The sequence below is a fragment of the Citrifermentans bremense R1 genome (assembly GCF_000426865.1).
Taxonomy (GTDB): domain Bacteria; phylum Desulfobacterota; class Desulfuromonadia; order Geobacterales; family Geobacteraceae; genus Geomonas; species Geomonas bremensis.
On record NZ_AUGE01000005.1, the window covers coordinates 1 to 21,815 of the forward strand.

A 21,815-nucleotide genomic window follows, 5' to 3' on the forward strand; every position below is an offset into this window, starting at 1 on the left:
TGCAAGTGACAGATAAAAGCGAAGATCAGCTTTGGTCTTTGGAAAAGATGGCCATTGCTTTTTTTAGGATTTCACGCTCCATCTTCAATCGCTCGTTTTCGCGCTTGAGCTGGCGAATGGTCTCAGCGTCCGATTCGGAGCTGTGTCCTTTGCCGGGGAAGGCTGCCTCCGGCTTTGCAGAGAACTCGTTGATCCAGTTGTACAGCGTGTTGGGATGGATTCCCAGATCACGTGCAATCTCGGGGACCTTCGCGTCCCCCTCGGTCGCTAGCTTGACCGTTTCAATCTTGAACTCTCTGGGGTAGGTCTTCCTCTTCTTCTGTTGCATGACAGTCCTCCTGCTGCGCTGGTTGTAGCAGCTTTTCGGACTGTTCACAAGAACGGGGCAGCATCACAGGCACACATTTGAAGAAGCGAGAACAGCAACAGCAGAAGGCGGCGCATGAGGAGTCTCCTTAGTGCTTATCCAACGAATCTATTGGGTCTGCAGTAATGATCATGTCTCTAATGCTCTCTTCACTACGGTCAGCGTGTGACCCGGTTCTAGCGAGCATCGTGAGCCTTGTGGGTCAACTCTTGCTTCTTGCTCATTTACAACTACGGCACAGCCCATTCGAAACTCTGCATCCAGTTCACGCCTCCGTCACCTCCGTCCGAACCGTTGTACTTGTAGGTGAACTTCAGCACCATGCCTGGTTCCAATGGAATCGGAAGTTTTACGTCGAAGGGAAAGATCCCATCTTGTTTGACTTGGTGCGGGATGACGAAGCATACGTTCCGTGCTCTTGTTTTGCCCGCGGCATCTATTGCTGTGACCCAGATCTCGATCCCTTCCATGTAGGCGTATCGGAGATTTTTTGCCACACCCTCGACAACCGTCTCCATCCCCGCCTGTTTGATCTCCCAGGCCAAGGCCATGTCGAACTGCGAATAACGGTACGGCAGCGACTTCAACCGTTCACTGTTCACGTCACTGTACGTCGCGCAACCGCTGCAAAAGATCGTCAACAGAAACAGCCAAAGCTTTCGCATTTACCAGTACCTCTGAGGCGCATAAGCACAGCCCATGCAGCCCACCTTTTCCGACTCTCTCTGCGCTCTTTTTTGGGTGCCGCTATCTGTCAGAGCAACTTGTCCGGTAGCATCTAACTCATCTTCTTTACCTGCTTTAAACAGAAGGCTTTAACTGAATGGGAAACTATCAGATTTATAATCCACGAGCAACCAATTATGTCTCAGAAAAACTCTTGGTGCTTGACGGGTGCTTGCGATAGGGCGGGATGGCGGGGGGAAAGGTTGAAGGGGTGGGGATCCACCTTCGTTAAACGCTTGCTACCGCAAGCAACTTCGGTGGACTTCGATGCGACAAAGGCTCCGGCCGGTTCCAGTTTTTGCTGATTCGGTGGCGTCCACCTTCCACCTTCGCTAATCGCTTGCTTCACAAGCAGCTTCGGTGGACACGGAAGGCCCACATCGTTTTCAGGCTGCATTCTGCAGTCGGAGGGTTTCCCACCCGATACAGGCCAATTTGATGTAAACCGGAATCGGCTTGTATCCCCCGTGGTAGTACGTGATCGTACGACGGGTGATGCCTAGCGCCTTGGCGGCAGCACTCAGGGAGAGCCCGTTTCGCTCCATCCACAAGTTAAAATCCGTCACGGGATAAGCGAGCCCCGTTTGTTCCTTCCCCAATCGGTACAGGGTGTCCGCGTCGATGCCGATCTCGCCGTCGCCCCACTCGATGCCGTGTCCCCATTCCTCAACTGTGACACTGACAAAAAAGGCCGGTACCCTAAGTTTTTCGTACCCCGGGGAGTCGAAATATTCGGCAAGGTCTACTGCGGTATGCTTGCCGGAGCGCCAAAATATCGTTACTCTCGACGGCGCCTCGGCGGCAACCGATTTGATCATCTGTTGAGTCATAACGTCATCCTCTATTCAACTTTTGCCACTCGCTCCAGATCCGCTCTCTATTCTCCCTAGCCTAAGCCAACGCTTCGGCCAGGATGCCCGCCGGCGGGGCTCCGACCAGAACCGCAAGGGTATCGATGGATATCGATGCCCGTCCTTCCGGCCAGCGCAGATGGAAATGCGGAACGCCATGTTCGCGGCCGAAAACTTCTATCTTCCAGTTTCGGTTGTGATGGAGACGGGTCATGCAGTCGCAGTATAGGGAATATTATTCCCCATGTCAAATCTCCAGCTTCAGTCCCCACTTCTGTCACCAGCACTGCGAAGACAGGCACAGGTGGGCAGTGAACCAGAACCTTCACATAAAGTGTTTGTTCCTGAACGCTAGCCCCGAGCCGGACTTAAGATATTACTCGTGAACCGGCACCGTAGCCTAAGCGGGTTTCCCCCGGCGAGGTCGTTGATGAGATGGAAAAGCGATGGATCGGGGTAGTAGGTGCGATTTGTATCCGAAAAAAACCTCGGGCGGTCTAAAGAGCGGACGCCTGCAGCGCTACCGGCGTGGCCCTGCCGGCGATAGGACCCATCTCTACCGCGCAGGCGAGAGCGTCTGGGTGGCTGCAGATTTAGGCTGAATAGGAAAATAATAGATAGGCTGTTTTCCTGACATCAATACTTGTGTTGAATTTAGTTTCGAATAACCCCTCTCGCGATTGGCAAAGCCATGATTATTCGGTACAGCATTTCTATGAACGTGGTCACGGTATTACCTATACGCCACCATATTACAGACATTAGAGCATAGGAATGGCATGCGACACTGATCGAGCCGAGCATATCGAGGGGCATATGAACTCCCAAAAATATGCGAGACCAAGCTACGGCGAAGCCGGTAGCCAGCATAAACACTCCCCCCATCACCTCGTCGCCAAACAGTAAACTAATGCCGATGCACATAAATACTGTCATGTGATCACTGGGGAATGAAGAATCCGCCACATGCGGTATCCAAGTGTGACCCAGGCCAATCATGAAGGGGCGTGGATGTTGCCATGCTAGGCCGACTAACTGGTTAATTCCCAAACCCAGCAGGGCAGTAAAGCACGCCTGAAGTCCCAATGAACGTTTAGCCTTGCAGCCCCACAGCCAATAGATGGACAGCAAAGCCGGGATGGCGTAGACAAGGTCGTCAGCAATCACTTTTGCCCCACCTATTGCCCAAGCAGCTGTGTCCTGCGTGGCGTTGATCTTAAGGAAAAGCATGCGATTCAACATCTCGAGTTGGTCCATGAATCTACCCCATCAGCTCTTTTGCGTGAAGATTTCCCCTAGAGGAGCCATCTCTAATGATGAATCAGTGCGTACAACCTATCCCTAAAAAAGACCTCACCAAGGAGTGGGCCCTTGCAAGGCGACCGGCATGGCCCTGCCGGCGATAGGACCCATCTCTACCGCGCAGGCAGGGGCGTCGGCGCCATACTCGGTGGCTGCCTGGCTAAGGGTGACAAAGCGCACCCCGCTCGCGGACAACCCAACGAGAAGTTCTCGGAAGGTGGCGAGAAGGGCATTCCCCTCCAGTTCCGCGTGAATGGTGTGCACGTTCAGCCCGGGCTTCAGACGCTTCAGGTAGATATCGTTGACGGTGGCGGCGGTGACGCCGTTTTCACCGATCAACTCGTCCATCGTGGGCCAGGTGGAGGGGACTTGCAGGGTCTTGAAACGCTTGCCGGAAAAGACGGGATAGAACGGGAACTCTCCCCTTGTGTCGCTACAGTAGGTAAAGCCGAGCGCGTCCTGGGCCTCGAAGGATGTCGAGGTTACGGTCCAGCCGGGGGCGGCACTTGTCGCCGCGCGGCAGCCGAAGATCTCCTGGAACGCGGAACTGGCGCGTCCGAGCTCAGCGGCCACCTCCTCGCGGGAAAGCTGCCGCAGGTGGTCGTGCCAATGGACGTGGTCCCAGCAGTGGATCCCCGTCTCGTGCCCCGCATCCTTCACGCTCGCGATAACCCCCACCAGGTTTGCTCCGATGAGCGGCGCTGGAAGCAGGGTGCCGTAGAGCATGGTCTTCAGCCCGTACATAGCGGGAGCCTTGGTCCGCAGCATCTTGGCGAGGAACCCCTTGTGCAGCAGACGGCGCACGGCCTTTCCCGAGTTGTCGGGGCCTAGGGAGAAATAGAAGGTGGCGCGCACCCCGAATTCTTCGAAAATCCGCAGCAGGTTGGGAATGCCGTCACGGGTTCCGCAGAAGGTGTCTACGTCGACCTTGAAGGCGAGGGTCGGACTTTGCTGTTGAGGCATGAGGGCTCCGTTTGGTGGCTGGGATCAGGCGAGGAGTTCGCCGTTGCAGGAGGTCTTTTCCACGAAAGCGGAAGCTGAGAGTTCCGTATCCCCTTCAAGCTGCAGGCTTCGGATCTCCAGAAGCCCCTCCCCTGTGCCGACTAGCAGCGGGCAGGTGGAGACCACGCGTCCCGGCTCTCCCGCTCCCTCGACAGGAAAGGCCTGCCATACTAGCAGCTTTCGTCCGGCAAGGGTTGTGAAGGCGCCCGGGTAGGGGTGGGTGACGCCGCGCACCAAATCGTAGATCCGGCGCGCGCTCAGGCTCCAGTCGATGCGGCCGTCCTCTGGTTTGCGGCCGCCGCAGTAGTTGCCGGCCTTGAGGTCCATCGGGATGCGCGGTGCGGTTCCGGCGACCAGTTGCGGCCAGGCGCGGCGCAGCACGGTCACGGCGGCGTCGGTCACCTTGTTGAAGACGTCGAACGCCGTGTCCTCGAAGGCGATTTCCACCGCTTCCTGGTCGACGATCTCGCCGGCATCCGGTTTCTCCACCATGTAGTGCAGGGTTGCCCCGGTGCTTGTTTCGCCGTTGATCACCGCCCAGTTGACCGGGACGCGTCCGCGGTACCGCGGGAGGTAGGAGCCGTGCAGGTTGAGGGCGCCGCGTCTCGCCAGGGACAGCACCTCGGGCGAAATCATGTTGCGGTAGTAGAAAGACAGGAGGAAATCCGGGGCAAGTTCGGCAATCCTCTCGCGGTTTTCGGCATCGTTCACGTTGCCTGTCACGCAGGGGATGCCGTGGCGGGCGGCCAGCTCGCGTACCGAGCGGAACCAGATCTCCTCGCTCGCCGAGTCCTCGTGACTGAAGACGAGGCGGATGTCGGCCCCCTGGTGGATGAGTTCCTCCAGGCAGCGGTAGCCCACGTTGTGGTAGGCGCAAACTACGACCTTATCCTTCATCGCTTCCTCCGTGTACCCTGCGCACCACGTAGCGCGGCCTGCGCCGCACCTCCTGGTAGATCCTCCCCACGTACTCCCCCACGATCCCGATCCCGAATATGGTGACGCCGATGAAGAAGAACAGGATGGCGAACAGGGTGAAGATCCCTTCCACCTCGGCGCCGACCACAAAGCGTCTCGCCATCAGAAACAGGGCGAAGGCAACGGCACCGAGCGCGGTGACGATGCCGGTAAGGGCGAAGAGTTGCAGCGGCACCACGGAAAAGCCGGTCATCAGGTCGAAGTTCAGGCGGACCAGCTTGTAGAGCGAGTATTTGCTCTCTCCCTCGCTGCGCTCCGCGTGCGCCACCTCGACCTCGCTTGGGCTCGACGCGAAGGTCTGGGCGAGGGCCGGGATGAAGGTGCTTGCCTCGCAGCAGCGGTTGATGTTGTCCACCACGTTGCGGTGGTAGGCGCGCAGCATGCAACCGTAGTCGGTCATTCTCATGCCGGTCATTTTCCGCGTGGTTATGTTGACCAGGCGCGAAGCGCTCTTGCGGAAGAACGAGTCCTGCCGGTTTTGCCGGATGGACCCCACCACGTCGTGTCCAAGCTCCATCTCGGCTACCAGCTTGGGTATCTCCTCGGGCGGGTTCTGCAGGTCCGCGTCCAGGGTGATCACGATCTCGCCTCGGCTGATCTCGAAGGCGGCCATGATGGCCATGTGCTGGCCGAAGTTGCCGTTGAACTCGATCACCCGCACTTCAGGGTATTCTCCGGCCAGGCGTTTCAGGATTTCCAGCGAGCGGTCGCGGCTCCCATCGTCGGTGAAGATGATTTCAAAGGGATGCCCCATCCCGCGCAGCACGGGGTAGAGGCGGCCCATCAGGTTGTCCAGGTTCCCTTCCTCGTTGTAGACGGGAACGACGATGGATAGGTAGGGGGTCATTTGCGGTTCCTTGCGATCACGCTCTTTACAGCTTCGACTACGTCGCGCGCGTCTTCTTGCGTCATTTTCGGGAAAAGCGGCAGCGACAGGATGCGGTCGGAGGCGTAGTCGGCGTTTGGGAGCGAGTTTTCCGGCTGCGGCAGGTTGGCCTGGTACCAGGCGTGCCGGTGCACCGCCTTGTAGTGCAGTCCCGTGCCGATGTTGAGTTCCTTCAACTGCGCCATGAAGCCGTCCCGGTCGATGGAGAGCCGTTCGATTCTAACCAGCGGCGTATAGAGGTGCCAGGCGTGGCGCTGGCTGTAGGGGGCGTAGGCGGGGAGGCTTAGTTCCGCCACGTCCGCCAACTCGCGGTTGTAGAAATGGGCGATCTCGGTGCGCCGGTCGATGAAGCCATCCAGCTTGGGGAGCTGGTGGATCCCCAGGGCCGCCTGGATGTCCATCATGTTGTACTTAAAGCCGGGGAGCACGATGTCGTAGCCCGGCGTCCCGCTCACCGCGAAGCGCTTCCACGCCTCGCGGCTCATGCCGTGGAACTTCAAAAGCGACACCTCTTCGGCAATCGCTTCATCCGCGGTGCAGACCATCCCCCCCTCGCCTGTGGTGATGTTCTTGTTGGGATGGAAGGAGAAGATGGAGATGCTGTCCAGGGAACCGATTTTGCGCCCCCTGTACTCGGTGCCGGCGGCGTGTGCCGCGTCTTCGATGACGGTAAGGTTGAACTCGCGGGCCAGCTCGAAGATCGGGTCCATGTCGCAGGACTGCCCCGCGAAGTGCACCGGGATGATGGCCCTGGTGCGCGGGGTGATCTTCTCTCGGATCTTCCCGGCGTCTATGTTAAGGGTCCCCGGCTCGATATCGACGAGGACCGGCTTAAGGCCACAGAGAACGCAGATGCTCACCGTGGAGGCGAAGGTCATCGGGGTGGTGATCACCTCGTCCCCTTCCCGGAACTTCAAGGCCAAAAGGGTCAGGTGCAGCCCGGCGGTGGCCGAGGAGAGGGACACCGCGAACGGGGCGCCGACGTAGGCGCGGAACTCCTCCTCGAAGCGCTTTACCTTCGGTCCGGTGGTGATCCAGCCCGATTTGAGTGAATCGACCACCTCGTTGATTTCGGCATCCTCGATGGTCGGGGTGGAAAAGGGTAAAAATTCGCTGCGCACGTGGCCTCCGGTAATTTACAAAAGGTGCTGGATGGTTTCCCGCTTCTCGATCAGGTAGAAGTCGAGGGTCTCTTTCAACGCGTCATCCACAGTGGTGCGCGGCTCCCACCCCAGTCGTGCCTTGGCGTTTTTCACGGAAGGGACCCTGTTCAGCATGTCCTGGTACCCCTTTCCGTAGTATTGCGCGGAGCTGACCTCGATGATGGGGCAGGCCTGCGCCTTCTCCCGGTATTCGGGGTACTGCTGTACCATGGCGACAAGCTTATGGGCAAGTTCCTTTACCGACAGGTCGTTGTCGGGGTTGCCGATATTGAAGATCCCGGAATCGGCGCAGCCGTCACGATTCTCTATGATCCGCATCAGGCAGTCAATACCGTCCTCGAGAAAGGTGAAGGAGCGGCGCTGCTCTCCGCCGTCCACGAGCTGGATCGGTTCGCCGGCCAGGATGTTGTAGAGGAACTGGGTCAGGACGCGGGAACTCCCCTCCTTCGCGGTGCTGATCGAGTCCAGCTTCGGGCCGATCCAGTTGAAGGGGCGGAACAGGGTGTAGCGCAGCCCCTCATGGGCGCCGTAGGCATAAATGACCCGGTCCAGCATCTGCTTGGCGCAGGAGTAGATCCAGCGCTCCTTGTTGATCGGGCCCAGCATGAGCGGCGAGTTCTCCTCGTCGAACTCGCGATCGGGGCTCATCCCGTAGACCTCCGAGGTGGAGGGGAAGATGATCCGCTTGTTGTACTTGGCGCAGAGGCGAATGATCTTGAGGTTCTCCTCGAAGTCGAGTTCGAAGACGCGCAGCGGGTCCTTGACGTAGGTGATGGGGGTGGCGATGGCAACCAGCGGCAGCACCACGTCGCATTTCTTGATGTTGTACTCGATCCATTCCTTGTTGATGGTGATGTCGCCTTCCAGGAAGTGAAAGCGGGGATTGCCGATGGAACGCTCCAGCTTATCGCTGGCCATGTCGAGGCCGTAGACCTCCCAGTCAGTGGTGGTCAGGATGCGGTGGGTGAGGGCGTTGCCGATGAAGCCGTTAACTCCGAGAATTAATACTTTCACTTGTTTCTCCTTTGCTGCTGATAACGCTTCGGCTGCGGAAAGCGAGCCGGAGCAAGAATGTTTATCTGTTGGTGACAAGGTAGTGTTTGGAACTCTGCCACAGGACGCGCGGCGGAATGGCGGAGCCGACTTTAAGTTCCCCCAGGGTTTCCCGCAGAATCATGGCGTACACCGGCTTGGGCCCGTTCCAGAGCGCGAGGAACCCTGGGCGCTCCAAAAACCAGGCGGACTGGTCGCCTATCTTGCTGCCGAATTCGATCTCGCCGGCACCGTCGAAGATCGCTACGCGCCGCCCCGCGTAGAAGGAGAGCCCCTGACGCAGCCCCTGGCTCACGAGCACCGCGTCCGGGCCGGCGAGCCGTTTGACTATTTCGCCCGGCTCACGGTACGACTTGCGCTCCGAGAAGAGCGGGAAGACGAATTGGGGCACGGCCAGGAAGAGGAGGATCGAGCCAAGAACCAGGCCGCCGAAGAGCAGGCGCGGGTCCCGGCGCCTGGCCGCTGCGAGGGCGACGATCCCCTGCGCGAGGAATATGGCACCGATGACGCCCCCCCCGACGGGAGTCACGAGTGGCCTGTGCGCCGCCAAAGGGTACAAGACGGCGCCGCAGCCCAAAAGGATGAGGACGCAACCGAAGGCGAGCGCGGGGCGGCGCAGCGGACGGAACTCCCCGTTCAAGGCCTTGTCGAACAGCGCGCCGATGAGTATGGCGAGGGCCGGGTAGACCGGCAGGATGTAGGCCGGCAGCTTCGAGTTCGACTTCGAAAAAAACACAAAGATGATGATCGCCCACAGCGCGAGGTATAGGCGCGCCTCTCCGCCGGGGAGGGTGCGCTCGCGCCAGAAGCCGCGCAACGCCGCCGGGATGAAGAAGGACCAAGGGATCATGAAGCCGAAGAGGATGGGTATGAAGTACCAAAACGGCTGGTAACGGTGGTGCACCGTGGTCAGGAAGCGCTCGAAATGCTCGTGAATGAAGAAGAACTGGAAGAACTCCGGGTTGTCCCGGCACACCAGCACGAACCAGGGGGCCGCGACCGCGAAAAACAGGATCAGCCCGGTGACCAGGCGCATCTCTTTCAGGATCCGCCAGCGGCGTGTGAGCACGATATGCCAGAAGATCACCGCGCCGGGAAGGACCATGCCGATGAGCCCTTTGGCGAGGACCGCCAGGGCGGCGAAGAGGTAAAAAAGGTAATAGTAGCCGGCTCTGGGCTGCTCGGCGTCCCGGGCGGCCAGTATGTAGCTCCCAAGCGCCGCCGTCATGGTGAAGGTGAGCGGGATGTCGGTGATGTTCATCCGGCTCTGGATGAGGAAGCCAGTGCAGCATCCGAGGACCATGGCGCTCAGCAGGCCGATGCGGCGCCCGAAGAGTTCGCGCCCCAGGTGGTAGCTGAACAGCACCGTGCCGAGGCCGCTCAACGCGCAGGCGAGTCGGGCAGAAAATTCGCCGATGCCGAACATGGAGAAGGATAGAGCGTTCAACCAGTATAGAAGCACCGGCTTTTCGAAATATTTGACGTAGTTGAGCAGCGGAGTGATCAGGTCGCCGCGTTCCAGCATCTCGCGGGGGATCTCTGCGTAGCGGGTTTCGTCGGGGTCGATGAGCGGGAAGTGGCCCAGAAACTGAAGAAAGAGCAGCCCAAATACGAGGGTCAGTATCAGGAGATCGCGTCGGCGCGATTCATCTGGCCGGATGCGGTCGTACAGCGGAATCTGCATTGGTGTGACTCCAGAGATCGAGTAGTTCGCAGTGCCGGCATACGACAGCCCCGGGTGCAGCGGCCAATATAGGGGATGCTGCATTGCATGGAAATGACACACACATTACATTGCTGTCATTTAACTACATTTTATTTCCCATCGTCTGTCAGAGGAGGCCTTCGTCACCAGGCATAGAGAACGATCATCTGGATTTCAGGTTCTCCATCGTCATCAACCATAGTCTTTGCGGCAGCACTCAGAGAGAGCCCGTTTCGCTCCATCCACGAATTGAACTCGGTTACGGGATAAGCGAGCCCCGTTTGTTCCTTCCCTATTCGGTAGAGGGTGTCCGTGTCAATACCGATCTCGCGGTCGCCCCACTCGATCCTGTGTCCCCATTCCTCAACTGTGACACCGACCAAAAAGGCAGGACCCCAATTTCGTACCCCGGAGACTCCAAATATTCGGCCAGTTCAACTGCGCTATGCTTGCCGGCGCGCCAAAATATGGTTACTCTCGCCGGCGCCTCGGCGGCAATTACAGGCAGCAACGCTGCAGAGAGGAATACTTTACCGCTGTCTTTTTGCCGGGGGATCTGGTAGTATCACTTCGCATGGGCGAGAAGCTGATCTGCAACAACAAGAAGGCCTTCCACGATTACTTCATCGAGGAGCGTTACGAGGCAGGGATGGTGCTGCAGGGGACAGAGGTAAAGTCCCTGCGTAACGGCAAGGCCAATCTGAACGACTCCTTCGCCATGGTGAAGAACGGCGAAGCCTTCCTGCACAACTTCCACATCAACCCCTACGACTTTGGGAACCGGGAGAATCACGATCCGGACAGGATGAGGAAGCTTTTGTTGCACAAGAAAGAGATCGTCAAGCTTTTTGCCAAGATACGCGAGCAGGGGTACACCCTGATACCCTTGAGGGTTTACTTCAAAGACGGCAAAGTAAAAGCCGAGTTGGGGTTAGCCAAAGGCAAGAAGAACTACGACAAGCGTGAAGTCATGAAAGAAAAAGACATGAAGCGTGACATAGCCCAGGGGCTGAAAGACAGAAACAGAGGTGCTAGAGACAGGGATTGACGGCCGGAGAGCAGACTGGAGCCGTAGCGAGATGTGGAACGCAAGGCGACAAAAGCAGACGAACGTAGAACGCTGAACGTTTTTAGATTTTAAGGGGGTGTAAAGGTTTCGACGGGGGTAATAAGCAAAGGTTGCATGCCGAGGTCCGGGTGGCTCGTTAAACAATCCGGGACGCATTTAAGCGCCGACAATTACGATTACGCTTTAGCAGCTTAATAACCTGCTAACGTTCTACCTGCCTTCTCCCACGGGGGAGGATAGAACGTCATTCAGTGGGATAGTTTCAGGGAGAGTCCGTGGCCCTGCGGCGAAATCAAGCGGAATCGCCGATCAGTAATCCCGGCCTGTGGAGTTCTGAGAGGTTAAATTAAAAACAGGTATAAGCATGTAGACGCCTTTTGTGTACGACTTTCGGACGCGGGTTCGATTCCCGCCACCTCCACCAACCTTCGCCAAGGCTTCGGTTGGCTCCGCCAGGAGTCGATCGAAGCCTTTGTTTTTTGGCGAAGGTTGTCCACCGAAGCAGTTCACCGAAGTGTAACGAAGGTGGACGTTTTGCGAAGGCGGACACTTCCCTTTCAGGAAAAAAATAGCTTCGTCAAGGCTCCGGCCTGGCCTTCAGGAACAAACGCTTTATGTGAAAATACCCGCCCTTCGACCCTCGGCAATACCCACTTGATAACACTTCCGGCGGCAGCTATCCAGCGCCCTTTCCATTGCCCCCCCCTTCAGAAAATAGATTCGTCCCGTTGCTGAATAACCTGCGATGCCCACTGGGACCTAATTCCCAGCCGCAAGATCACTTATCCCCTGGGGAATTTCGAAGCTTGACATCGCTTTTTTAAATGTGTACCGTACAGTACAGTTTGCAATCATGAAAGTGGGAGAGCTTATAGATGAACCTTCAATTCCTGCCGTCCTCTTCACCTCCAAAGCTGTTCCTTGTCACACTCGCTTCGCTCTTGTTGGCCGGTCTTGGTGGTTGCGCCATCCTTCCTGAAACCGGCCCTCTCAGCCGGATGAAAACCGCGACTGATTATCATACTGCAGCCTCTTTTACCGCGCCTCTCACTAACTGGCCTAAGGAGCGTTGGTGGGAGTCATATGGCGACGCGCAGCTTGTCGCGCTGGTGGACGAGGCCCTGCGCGATGCGCCTGATTTGGCTGCGGCGGCAGCACGTTTGCGCCGAGCCGAAGCCTATCTCAAGGTGTCCAGATCCGCACTTATGCCGCAAGTAAATGCGACCGCTGCGGTTACGGAGCAGAAGTTGAGCTACAACTACCTGACACCGCGTTCAGCGACACCCGACGGTTGGCAGGATTACGGAGTAGCCAGCATCAACCTGAATTGGGAGCTCGATTTTTGGGGCAAAAACCGCGCTGGGCTGGCGGCGGCTACCTCCCAGTTGGAGGCGAGTCGAGCCGAGGCAGCGCTGGTACGGTTGAACATCGCGGCAGCCATTGCCATGAACTATTCGGAACTAGCGAGGCTTTATGCTTTGCGCGACACTGCCGTCCGCACGGTGGATATCCGCAGCAAGACGGTCCAGCTTTTCGCGGAGCGCTTTGCCAACGGCATGGAAACCCTGGGTAGCGTCAGTGAGGCGAAAGCCAGACTGGCCGGAGCCCAGAGCGAACTACTCTCCATTGACGAGCAGATCGGCCTGACCTGCAACCGCTTGGCCTCGCTGGCAGGGGCGGGGCCGGACCGTGCGCTTACCATAAAGCGCCCGACGGTCAATCTGAGCGGGAGTTTCGGGTTGCCTGCGGAACTTGCGGTGAAACTGCTGGGGCGGCGCCCCGAAGTGATCATGGCGCGACTCATGGTCGAAGCGCAGAGGCACCGTATCGACCAGAAGAAGGCGGAGTTCTATCCCGACGTGAACCTCGTCGCCTTCATTGGGGTACAGTCGCTGGGGCTCGACATGCTGACCAGGGGGGGATCGGATATCGGGGGGATCGGGCCGGCCGTTTCGCTCCCCATCTTCACCGCCGGCCGCCTGCAAGGCGAGCTTCGCGAAAGATCGGCGGCCTACGACGAGATGGTCGCCAATTACAACGCTGCGGTGACTCACGCCCTGGAAGACGTCGCCAACACCGCGCTCAGTATAAAGGCACTGGCAGGACAACTGGGGAAAGGTAAGGAGGCTGTCACGGAAGCGTCCGAGGCGCACCGGGTCGCGCGCAATCGCTACGAGGGAGGGCTCGCCAACTTCATCGAAGTCTTGTACGCGGAGGACATCCTGCTGAACACCCAGCGTGCCCTCACCAGTCTCGAATCGAGGGCACTGATACTGGACGTCACGCTGCAGCGCGCCCTCGGCGGCGGCTACCACTACAACCATATCTAGAAAGAAAAGGATGCGAAGATGCCTGAGACTACCAAAACGATTCCTACCGACGTAAGCAAAACCAATCGCCGCAAGAAATTGCTCATCACCCTCGCGGCAGTCGTTGCCATCTCAGCCGTAAGCGCGTCGGCCTACGGGCTTTTGTACGGCTCCCACTTTGTCGCTACCGACAATGCCTATGCCGCAGTCGAGGTTGCCCAGGTGACACCATCGGTCGGCGGAACCATCAGCGAGGTGCTGGTCACCGACACCCAGGCGGTAAAGAAAGGGGACGTTCTCGTCAGGATAGACCAGACCGACGCGAGGCTTGCTCTCGCACAGGCTGAAGCAGACCTCGGCCGGGCGACCAGGCGTGTTAAGGGATTCCTCGCCAACGACAGCAGCCTCAACGCCCAGATTGCGGCCAGGGACGCCGATCTGAAACGTGCAGACGCCCAGTTGCGATCGGCTGAAGCGGATTTCGAGCGGGCGCAGATCGACCTCAAACGCCGCGAAAAGTTGTCGGCATCCGGCTCGGTATCGGGTGATGAACTTACCCGCGCCCAGAATGCCTATGCCGCCGCCAAAGCCAACATGGACGCGACTCATGCAGCCATTGCCCAAGCCAAGGCGAACAGCAACACCGCGATCAGTTCCCGCGAGGCAAACGCCGTGCTCATTGCCGGCACGACCGTGGATACCAACCCTGAAGTCGCGCTGGCTCGCGCCCGGCGTGACCAAGCGGCAGTCGATCTGGAACGGACCGTGATGCGGGCGCCGGTCGATGGCATCGTCGCCAAACGCCAGGTACAGGTAGGCCAGCGCGTACCGGCCGGCATGCCGTTGTTGGCTATCGTTCCCGTCCAGCAAATGCATGTCGATGCGAACTTCAAGGAAGTGCAGCTCAAGAAGGTCCGTGTCGGCCAGCCGGTAACGCTCCGCGCGGACATCTATGGGAAGTCGGTGGTCTATCACGGCACCGTCGAGGGCTTTTCGGGCGGGTCGGGATCGGCTTTCTCAGCCATACCGGCACAAAACGCCACAGGCAACTGGATCAAGGTCGTGCAGCGCCTGCCGGTACGCGTCAAGCTAGACCCGGCTGAACTGCAGAAGAACCCGCTCAAGGTCGGTCTCTCCATGAGTGCGGAAATAGATACTCGCGGCAAGAACTAAGCGGAGACAGCCAATATGACTGAAGCCTCACTATCCGGAACTGGCGCTCACAGCGATGCTCCGCTTTCCGGCGGCATGCTCTGGCTGGCAGCGATCATCCTTGCTGCGGCCAACTTCATCGCAGTTCTCAACATGACCATTGCCAACGTCGCGGTGCCGAACATCGCCGGAAGCCTGGGGGCGACGGTGAGCCAGGGAACCTGGGTCATTACCTCCTACGCCGTCGGCGAAGCTATCACCGTACCGTTAACTGGATGGCTGTCTGCCCGTTATGGAGCCGTGCGGGTTTTCGTCTGGGCGATGGTTTTTTTTGGCGTATTTTCCGCGGTATCGGGGCTGGCCAACTCGCTTGGGTTGCTGGTTGTCGCCCGCATCTTCCAGGGCTTCTCCGGCGGACCGTTGATGCCGTTGTCGCAAACCTTGCTGATGCGTATCTTCCCCAAGGAAAAAACAGCTGCCGCGATCGGGTTGTGGTCGATGACGACACTCATAGCGCCCGTGCTGGGCCCCATTCTCGGCGGTTATTTCTGCGACGAGTTCAGCTGGTCGTGGATTTTCTTCATCAACCTCCCCATTGCCTTCGCGGGAGGTTTCTTCGCCTGGCAATTGTTGAAACGATACAGTGAGCCCTTGCTGCGCAACCCCATCGACCGCGTCGGGCTGACCCTGCTCATCGTCTGGGTCGCGTCGCTGCAGCTCATGCTGGATGAAGGAAAAGACCTCGACTGGTTTGCCTCCGACAAGATCGTCACCCTGGCCATCATAGCGGCCATCGCCTTTGCTGCCTTCATCATCTGGGAACTCCACGAGGAGCATCCGGTGGTCGACCTCAAGGTCTTCCGCCATCGTGGATTTACCGCCTGCGTGCTGACCATAAGCCTCGCCTTCGCGGCCTTCTTCGCGGTTAGCGTGTTGACGCCGCTCTGGCTGCAGAATTTCATGGGGTACACCGCCACGCAAGCGGGCCTCGCTACCGCAGGTACCGGGCTTGCCGCCTTCTTCGTCGCCCCGCTGGTCGCACAGTTGACCACCAAGGTCGACGCCAGGAAACTCGTTTTTGGCGGCGTCATCTGGCTGGGGGTCGATACCCTCTGGCGCACCGTGGCCAATACCGACATGACCTTCTGGAACATAGCAGTGCCGCTGGTTTTTTTGGGGTTCGGCCTCCCCTTCTTCTTCATTCCCACCACAGGATTGGCGCTCGCCAGCGTTGAAGAGCATGAAATGGACTCCGCTGCCGGCCTGATGAACTTCCTGCGCACACTCTCCGGCGCCTTTGCCACATCGTGCGTGACTACCGCGTGGGCCAACCAGATCACTCGCAACCATGCCGAACTGGTGGGGCTTACCGACGCTGACCAAAGCGTGAGAGCGATGTTGGAAAACTCGGCTGCACCACCTGATGCGGTGAATCAGGTCATCGACTACATGGTCACGGGCCAAAGTGTCATGCTGGCAACGAACCAGCTGATGTGGGCTATCGGCATAGCTTTCTTAGTAGCAGCCTCTGTCATCTGGCTCGCGCCAAGGCCCACCCGCGTCGTGGACCCCTCGGCTGGCGGGCACTGACCATTGAAGCTTGAAGCTTGATGTTTTTTTCCATGACGCCTTGGCTCTTGCCGGGCGATCACCGACAGGAGGATTTCGATGTTCAGACACCTGCTTGTTCCCACCGACGGTTCTCCCCTGTCTCAGGAGGCCGTCAGCCGCGCCATATCTTTCGCCAAGGAGGCCGGCGCCCGCATAACCTTTTTCTGCGCGGTGCAGCCTGCTCCCAAGATGTACTACGGCATCGGCGCCATCTTCGACGCCCATACCTTTGCCACCTATCGGGCGAACATGGTGGGCGCCGCCAATGAAATTCTCGATGCAGCTGAGAAGTTTGCCGAGGAAGCCGGCGTCCAATGCGGCAAGACGCTACTTGTAAGCGAAGAGCCGTATGAAGCAATCATCGAAGCCGCGATTCATAACCAGTGCGATTTGATTTTCATGGCATCCCATGGGCGACGCGGAGTCAGTGGCTTGCTGCTAGGCAGCGAAACCCAGAAGGTACTCACGCACACCTCAATTCCGGTGCTGGTGCACCGCTCCAATTGATCGCTATCGTTTTGCACTGCTGGGGCTGAGGCATGTCGCGGGGCATGAACCCCGGCGGAACCACCGGTTTGAGGTGCGGATATGGAAACGTCTAGATTATTTTTATACAGCGCGATTGCAGTTATCGTCTTATTCGTCTTTTACGTCATCCTGGTAGGTGAACCGTCACAAGATGATCCTGTAAATTTCATCCATCTTATATTCCGGCATTGACCATCCATATGTTTTCAAAAATCATCGTATTTGGAGTAATCGTTTGTTGGGCCATGATAGCGGCGATCTGTTTTCTGCCACGCAACAAATGATATGGTGCAAAGAGGCAACCGCCCCGGCGTGGTACCTGCCTGACAAGTGCTCGACTCACTCCGGGAAAAATTTAGCCAGCCCATTAACGACTGTGTTACAATCCCGGCGACTCGGGCCCCTGCCTTTTACCCATCGAGCCGACTGCTCTCATCCGGAGAGTTAAGGAGAACCTACAAGAACATGGCAAGAAAATCGGACACGAAACGGCAGCATATCCTCTCCGTCGCGGCGCAGGCATTCCAGGAACTGGGGCTCGAGCGGACCACGATGTCGGAGATATGTGCCCGGGTGGGAGGCTCGAAGGCAACCCTTTACAACTATTTCTCTTCCAAAGAAGAGTTGTTTTTTGAGGTAATGAACCGGTCTACCGAAGCCGAATTCGAGGCCGTTTATTCCGCCGTAGATCCATCTACCGAAGACATCGCCAGTTCGTTGCGCAACTTCGGGGAACGCCTGCTGGGCATTCTTTACTCGCCGCGCGTCCGTGCCAACAGGCACTTGGCGATCTCTGCCTCGGGCCACACCCAACTGGGCCGGGTGGTATATGAGCGCGGGGTCCAGCGCGGCCAGAAATTAGTTTCGGATTTCCTAAGGGAGGCGATGGGGCTTGGCAAACTCCGGCAGGCCGACCCGGTCGTGGCGACAAAGCATCTCTACAGCCTTTTGGAAGCCGAACTGATCGACCGATTTCTTTTTCAACTGTTGGGAGAAGTCAGCGAAGAAGAAATAAAGCTGATCGCTGATCGCGCCATAGATGTTTTCATGGCAGCCTATGGCTTCGGGGGGGGAAAGTGATCCACATCGGGATCTAGATCAGGGCGCCTTAAAGGCGATCCGCGCGACTTGCGCACCGGATTCGGTTTCATGCTGCCGTATTGCCATACTAAACGCAAAAGCCTCCGAGAGATCGGGGGCTTTTTTTTCGTGATGAGCAGTACTTTGTGCAGATACGGCTAAGGCTTTGGGTACTTTTCCCCTGCCACGTAGACCTGCTCCAGGCGCCCCTTGGACAAAAGGGCGGCGTGGACGGTAGTTTCGCTGACACTGCCGCAGGAAAGAACCTGGAAATCGGCGCGCTTGCCTGGCTCCAAGGAACCGGCGCTCGCCTCTATCTGCAAGGCCCGGGCTCCCCCGATGGTCGCCATGGCGATGAGTTCTTCGGCGCTGAAGACGCCTTGTGCCTGCTGCTGCAGGTAGCGCACCTCGTCCCAAAGAGAAAGGGAGTCGTTGCTCGCCAGGGAGTCGGTCCCAAGGGCGAGCGGAACTCCGGAGCTCTTCAAGAGCTTGTGCGGGGCGCAGCCGACGAAGAGCCGGTCGTTGCTGCGAGGGCAAAGGACCACGCTGCAACCCTTTTCCTTCAACAGTCTCACGTCGTCCACGATGACGTGCACGGCATGGACGGCAAGGGTGGAGCGGTCGAGTACGCCAAGCTCGCAAAGAAAACGGGTGGAAGTGGTGTACATCGGGTGCGGCAGGTACTCTTCCCAGTGCGCCATGGGATAGATGAGCTCGGCGATCTCCCCGGTGGTGTCATGCATGAAGGAGGCTTCGTCCGCGGTTTCCGAAAGGTGGATTGCCTTCGGTATGGCACGGTTCACGGCCAGAGCGTGCAAGGCCCGCAAAAGCTGCGGCGACACGGTGTGGGGGGTGTGCGGAGAGATGGCAGGCAAAAGGCTCCCCGCGAAGGTGTCGAGCGTGGTCTCGATCCGCCGCAGCAGGTTTTCGCCCATTACGGGGTCGTGCCCTATCGCCTCGAGGAACACCCTTCCGGCAAGCTGCGCGTCGCGGTAGAGGGGGGCCAAGGAAAAGTCGGAGAGGATGTCGCCGACGGAGGTGGTGCCGGATTCGAGGCAAAGGCGCATCCCCTCCCGCACCGAGTGCTCGGTCTCGCCGGGCAAAAGGGCGCGCTTGATCTTCACCACCTGCTGGATCCATTCCACGTAACGCTTGGGGAGATAGTCGAGGTCCTTGCGCAGCTTCCAGGCGGGGAAATGGGTCAGTTCCAGGTGCGTGTGGGCGTTGACCATCCCGGGCATGATGACGCAACCCGGCAGGTCGGTGACCGGCGCGCCGCAGGCGGCGGAGACCTCGGGCAGCGTTCCGACGGCGGCTATCACCCCGTTCTCCACCGCGACGGCACCGCCGGCGATGGGGGGAGAGGAGATGGGAAGCAGATATGACGCGGCGTATATTTTCATCTTCGAACCCAAGGAACTACCCCCAAAAACTTTGACAGCGGAACCTGTAAATCCCCCGCCCCCTTTCTCTTCTTTCCCCTACCCTTGCGGGAGGGGGGGACTAGTGATCCCGGAATTTTCGAGGAGCGTTTTCATCTCGTCCCCAAGGTCCACCTTGGGAACGCTAGGCCTGCCGAAGCTCCAACTTCTTCCACATGCAAAGCTGGAGCTTTGCACCGCATTGGGTTCCCAAGCTGGAGCCCCTCACCCCTTGCCACTCTCCCAGAGGGCGAGGGGATGGACGGCTTCTTCTCCTCTCAGCAGAAAGGCTCCTGCAACAAGTCCCCCTTTGAAAAAAAATTGGGACGCCGACGGAACCGGGAGAGTCTCCGCTAAAGAGACAGACAGATTCTATCAGCGTCCCTGTCTTTTGCTGCGGGAGACCGGGAAATGCCTAGTTCTTCCAGTGCACGCTCTTCAGGGTGGCCTGGCCGGCTACTTCCTTGCGGCTTTCGAGCATGCGGTTTTTGTCGTCCACGAAGACCAGCTTCGGCTCGTGCGCTATGGCCTCGGCGTTCTCCATGTTGACGAAGCTGGCGATGATCACCAGGTCCTGCGGGGCCACGAGCCTTGCTGCGGCGCCGTTGATGCAGATGACGCCGGAACCGCGCTCGCCCTCGATGGCGTAGGTCTCGAAACGGCTTCCGTTGGTGACGTCCCAGATGCAGACCGCCTCGTACGGGATGATGTCGGCTGCTTCCATGAGGTCGAGGTCGATGGTGATGCTCCCCTCGTAATGAAGATCCGCCCCGGTGACGGTTGCCCTGTGGATCTTGCTCTTCAGCATCTTCCTGTCCATATCTTCTAATCCTCCCCTAGTATGCTGTTATCAATCAATCGAACCGAGCCCACCCGCACGGCAAGCGCGAGGAGCGTCCTCTCATCCGCTTTTTCCAACGGGAGCAGGCTGTCCTGATCCCGGAACTCCAGGTAATCGATCTGCGGCGACTTCTCACCCTCTATCATGGCTGCGGCTACCTTTTGCAGCGCCGCCACGCTCCGTTCCCCTCCTTTGAAAGCCGCCTTGGCCGCGGCTATGGAACGGGAGAGGCAGAGGGCCTGTTCCCTTTCCACTGGGGAGAGCTTGGTGTTCCTGGAGCTCATGGCGAGACCGTCCGCCTCCCGTACGATCGGCATCCCCACGATCTCGATGTCGAAGTTGAAGTCGCGCACCATGCGCCTGATGACGGCGAGCTGCTGGAAGTCCTTTTTGCCGAAAAGGGCCACCTTGGGGGCGACGATGTTGAACAGCTTGGCGACCACCGTGGTGACGCCGCGGAAATGGCCAGGCCTGCTTGCGCCGCAAAGGTGCGCGGTAATTTCCTCGACGTTCAGGTAGCTCTGGTACCCCTCGGGGTACATGTCGGCGGCGGTCGGGGCGAAGATGACGTCGACGCCGGCCTTCTCGGCTATTTCCTTGTCGTGTTCGAGATCGCGCGGGTAGCTGTCCAGGTCCTCGTTGACGCCGAACTGGGTGGGGTTGACGAAGATGCTCGCCACCACGTACTTCGCGCGCTTGCGCGCTTCCACCATGAGGGAGGCATGCCCCTCGTGCAGGTAACCCATGGTGGGAACCAGGGCGATCTCGCCCCGCTTATCCCGTGCGTACTGCTGCATCTGCGCGACCGAATGGATGACTATCATTTGAAACCGTGCCTCTCTTCCGGGAAGATGCCGCCTTTTACCTCGGCTATGTAGTTGGAGCACGCCTCGCCGATCAATGGGGCGAGTTCGGCGTAGCGCTTGACGAATTTCGGGGAGTACTTGCTGCAAAGGCCCAGGATGTCATGGATCACCAGCACCTGTCCGTCGCAGTGGGGGCCCGCGCCGATCCCGATGGTCGGGATGGAGAGCTCCGCGGTAATTCTAGCTGCCAGCGACATGGGGATACCTTCCAGCACCACGGCGAAGGCTCCGGCACGCTCGACGGCGAGGGCGTCCGCCATCAGTTTCTCGGCCTGCTCCTCCCCCTTTCCCTGCACCTTGAAGCCGCCCATGCGGTGCAGCGACTGCGGGGTAAGGCCGATGTGCCCCACAACCGGGATGTCCATGTCGGTTATGGCGGTTATGGTTTCCTCCACGTTGACGCCCCCTTCGATCTTGACTGCGGCAGCGCCGCCATCTTTCACCAGGAGGCCGGCGTTCAGCCTCGCGCTTTTCAGGTCGGTCTGGTAGGAGAGGAAGGGGAGGTCCGCCACCACGAACGCCTTGGGGCGCGCCCGCATCACCGCGCGGGTGTGGTAGATCATGTCCTCCATGGTGACGGGAAGCGTGTTGTCGTACCCTGCCACCACGACCCCCACCGAATCCCCCACGAGGATCATGTCGATGCCGCAGGCGTCCATGATTCCGGTCATGGGGAAGTCATAGGAGGTCAGGACCGCTATCTTCTCACCTTCGGCTTTCATCCTTTGAAAATCGAGGATGGTTCTCGGCTTCTGCATCTAGACGCTGCTCCCGCGGGTCTCCCCGCCCCCGTTTCGGCTACGGGTAAGAAAATGGTATACACGGCTTCAAAACAAGGTATCACCACAATACGGGCACCCGATTTACGGGCAAAAAAAAACGCCTTCGGGTAGGAAGACGCTGTC

General features: G+C 58.7%; 19 protein-coding genes, 1 other RNA gene and 1 pseudogene. 7 read left to right on the forward strand and 14 right to left on the reverse strand.

All coding sequences use genetic code 11. The annotated features are described in order from the left end of the window. The 10 genes and pseudogenes from K419_RS0104550 to K419_RS0104595 all read right to left on the reverse strand — a co-directional run. Nucleotides 1-328 (reverse strand): annotated as a pseudogene (locus tag K419_RS0104550) (transposase); the annotation flags it as partial. Nucleotides 329-597: 269 nt separating this feature from the next. Next, nucleotides 598-1,032 (reverse strand): hypothetical protein, encoded by a 435-nt coding sequence (locus K419_RS0104555; RefSeq protein WP_026840545.1) that lies wholly within the window; start codon nucleotides 1,030-1,032, stop codon nucleotides 598-600. Nucleotides 1,033-1,479: 447 nt separating this feature from the next. Beyond that, entirely contained in the window at nucleotides 1,480-1,923 is a 444-nt protein-coding gene (locus K419_RS0104560; protein WP_026840546.1) for a DUF2442 domain-containing protein, read from the reverse strand. 675 nt (nucleotides 1,924-2,598) lie between these two features. After that, nucleotides 2,599-3,201 (reverse strand): phosphatase PAP2 family protein, encoded by a 603-nt coding sequence (locus tag K419_RS0104565; protein ID WP_026840547.1) that lies wholly within the window; start codon nucleotides 3,199-3,201, stop codon nucleotides 2,599-2,601. 96 nt (nucleotides 3,202-3,297) lie between these two features. Next, entirely contained in the window at nucleotides 3,298-4,209 is a 912-nt protein-coding gene (locus tag K419_RS0104570) for a polysaccharide deacetylase family protein (protein ID WP_026840548.1), read from the reverse strand. A 24-nt stretch (nucleotides 4,210-4,233) separates the two neighbouring features. Beyond that, nucleotides 4,234-5,145, reverse strand: a complete 912-nt coding sequence (locus tag K419_RS0104575) for a formyltransferase (protein ID WP_026840549.1) — start codon at nucleotides 5,143-5,145, stop codon at nucleotides 4,234-4,236. Next, nucleotides 5,135-6,073 carry a glycosyltransferase gene (locus tag K419_RS0104580; RefSeq protein WP_026840550.1) on the reverse strand — a complete coding sequence of 313 codons (939 nt, stop codon included), beginning with the start codon at nucleotides 6,071-6,073 and terminating at the stop codon, nucleotides 5,135-5,137. Before K419_RS0104580 ends, K419_RS0104575 begins: the two co-directional genes overlap by 11 nt. Then, nucleotides 6,070-7,233 (reverse strand): DegT/DnrJ/EryC1/StrS family aminotransferase, encoded by a 1,164-nt coding sequence (locus K419_RS0104585; RefSeq protein WP_026840551.1) that lies wholly within the window; start codon nucleotides 7,231-7,233, stop codon nucleotides 6,070-6,072. The genes K419_RS0104580 and K419_RS0104585 overlap by 4 nt, the downstream gene beginning before the upstream one ends. Before the next feature lie 15 nt (nucleotides 7,234-7,248). Beyond that, nucleotides 7,249-8,289, reverse strand: a complete 1,041-nt coding sequence (locus K419_RS21585) for a bifunctional UDP-4-keto-pentose/UDP-xylose synthase (RefSeq protein ID WP_051292870.1) — start codon at nucleotides 8,287-8,289, stop codon at nucleotides 7,249-7,251. Between the two features lie 61 nt (nucleotides 8,290-8,350). Beyond that, entirely contained in the window at nucleotides 8,351-10,012 is a 1,662-nt protein-coding gene (locus K419_RS0104595) for a phospholipid carrier-dependent glycosyltransferase (RefSeq protein ID WP_026840552.1), read from the reverse strand. A gap of 595 nt (nucleotides 10,013-10,607) precedes the next feature. On the opposite strand from K419_RS0104595, the gene smpB reads away from it, so the two are divergent. The 7 genes from smpB to K419_RS0104630 all read left to right on the forward strand — a co-directional run bounded on the left by smpB (nucleotide 10,608) and on the right by K419_RS0104630 (nucleotide 17,782). Then, the gene (smpB, locus tag K419_RS0104605; protein WP_026840553.1) at nucleotides 10,608-11,081 is read left to right on the forward strand and encodes an SsrA-binding protein SmpB; all 474 of its coding nucleotides are present in this window, start codon (nucleotides 10,608-10,610) and stop codon (nucleotides 11,079-11,081) included. A gap of 93 nt (nucleotides 11,082-11,174) precedes the next feature. Further along, nucleotides 11,175-11,526: a transfer-messenger RNA gene (gene ssrA / locus K419_RS23015) on the forward strand. 451 nt (nucleotides 11,527-11,977) lie between these two features. After that, entirely contained in the window at nucleotides 11,978-13,432 is a 1,455-nt protein-coding gene (locus K419_RS0104610) for an efflux transporter outer membrane subunit (RefSeq protein WP_026840554.1), read from the forward strand. An 18-nt stretch (nucleotides 13,433-13,450) separates the two neighbouring features. After that, nucleotides 13,451-14,584 (forward strand): HlyD family secretion protein, encoded by a 1,134-nt coding sequence (locus K419_RS0104615; RefSeq protein ID WP_026840555.1) that lies wholly within the window; start codon nucleotides 13,451-13,453, stop codon nucleotides 14,582-14,584. 15 nt (nucleotides 14,585-14,599) lie between these two features. Further along, nucleotides 14,600-16,153: a DHA2 family efflux MFS transporter permease subunit gene (locus K419_RS0104620; RefSeq protein ID WP_026840556.1), complete on the forward strand. Its 1,554-nt coding sequence runs from the start codon at nucleotides 14,600-14,602 to the stop codon at nucleotides 16,151-16,153. 78 nt (nucleotides 16,154-16,231) lie between these two features. Further along, entirely contained in the window at nucleotides 16,232-16,681 is a 450-nt protein-coding gene (locus K419_RS0104625; RefSeq protein ID WP_026840557.1) for a universal stress protein, read from the forward strand. A 486-nt stretch (nucleotides 16,682-17,167) separates the two neighbouring features. Continuing rightward, on the forward strand, nucleotides 17,168-17,782 hold the full coding sequence (locus K419_RS0104630) for a TetR/AcrR family transcriptional regulator (RefSeq protein WP_026840558.1): 615 nt from the start codon (nucleotides 17,168-17,170) through the stop codon (nucleotides 17,780-17,782). Between the two features lie 158 nt (nucleotides 17,783-17,940). On the opposite strand, the gene K419_RS0104635 is transcribed toward K419_RS0104630, so the two are convergent. The 4 genes from K419_RS0104635 to panB all read right to left on the reverse strand — a co-directional run bounded on the left by K419_RS0104635 (nucleotide 17,941) and on the right by panB (nucleotide 21,668). Next, entirely contained in the window at nucleotides 17,941-19,185 is a 1,245-nt protein-coding gene (locus tag K419_RS0104635; RefSeq protein ID WP_026840559.1) for an amidohydrolase family protein, read from the reverse strand. A gap of 433 nt (nucleotides 19,186-19,618) precedes the next feature. Continuing rightward, nucleotides 19,619-20,023: an aspartate 1-decarboxylase gene (panD, locus tag K419_RS0104640; RefSeq protein WP_012531443.1), complete on the reverse strand. Its 405-nt coding sequence runs from the start codon at nucleotides 20,021-20,023 to the stop codon at nucleotides 19,619-19,621. Nucleotides 20,024-20,028: 5 nt separating this feature from the next. Continuing rightward, on the reverse strand, nucleotides 20,029-20,868 hold the full coding sequence (panC, locus tag K419_RS0104645; protein ID WP_026840560.1) for a pantoate--beta-alanine ligase: 840 nt from the start codon (nucleotides 20,866-20,868) through the stop codon (nucleotides 20,029-20,031). Next, the gene (panB, locus tag K419_RS0104650) at nucleotides 20,865-21,668 is read right to left on the reverse strand and encodes a 3-methyl-2-oxobutanoate hydroxymethyltransferase (RefSeq protein WP_026840561.1); all 804 of its coding nucleotides are present in this window, start codon (nucleotides 21,666-21,668) and stop codon (nucleotides 20,865-20,867) included. The genes panC and panB overlap by 4 nt, the downstream gene beginning before the upstream one ends. Between the last annotated feature and the right edge of the window lie 147 nt (nucleotides 21,669-21,815).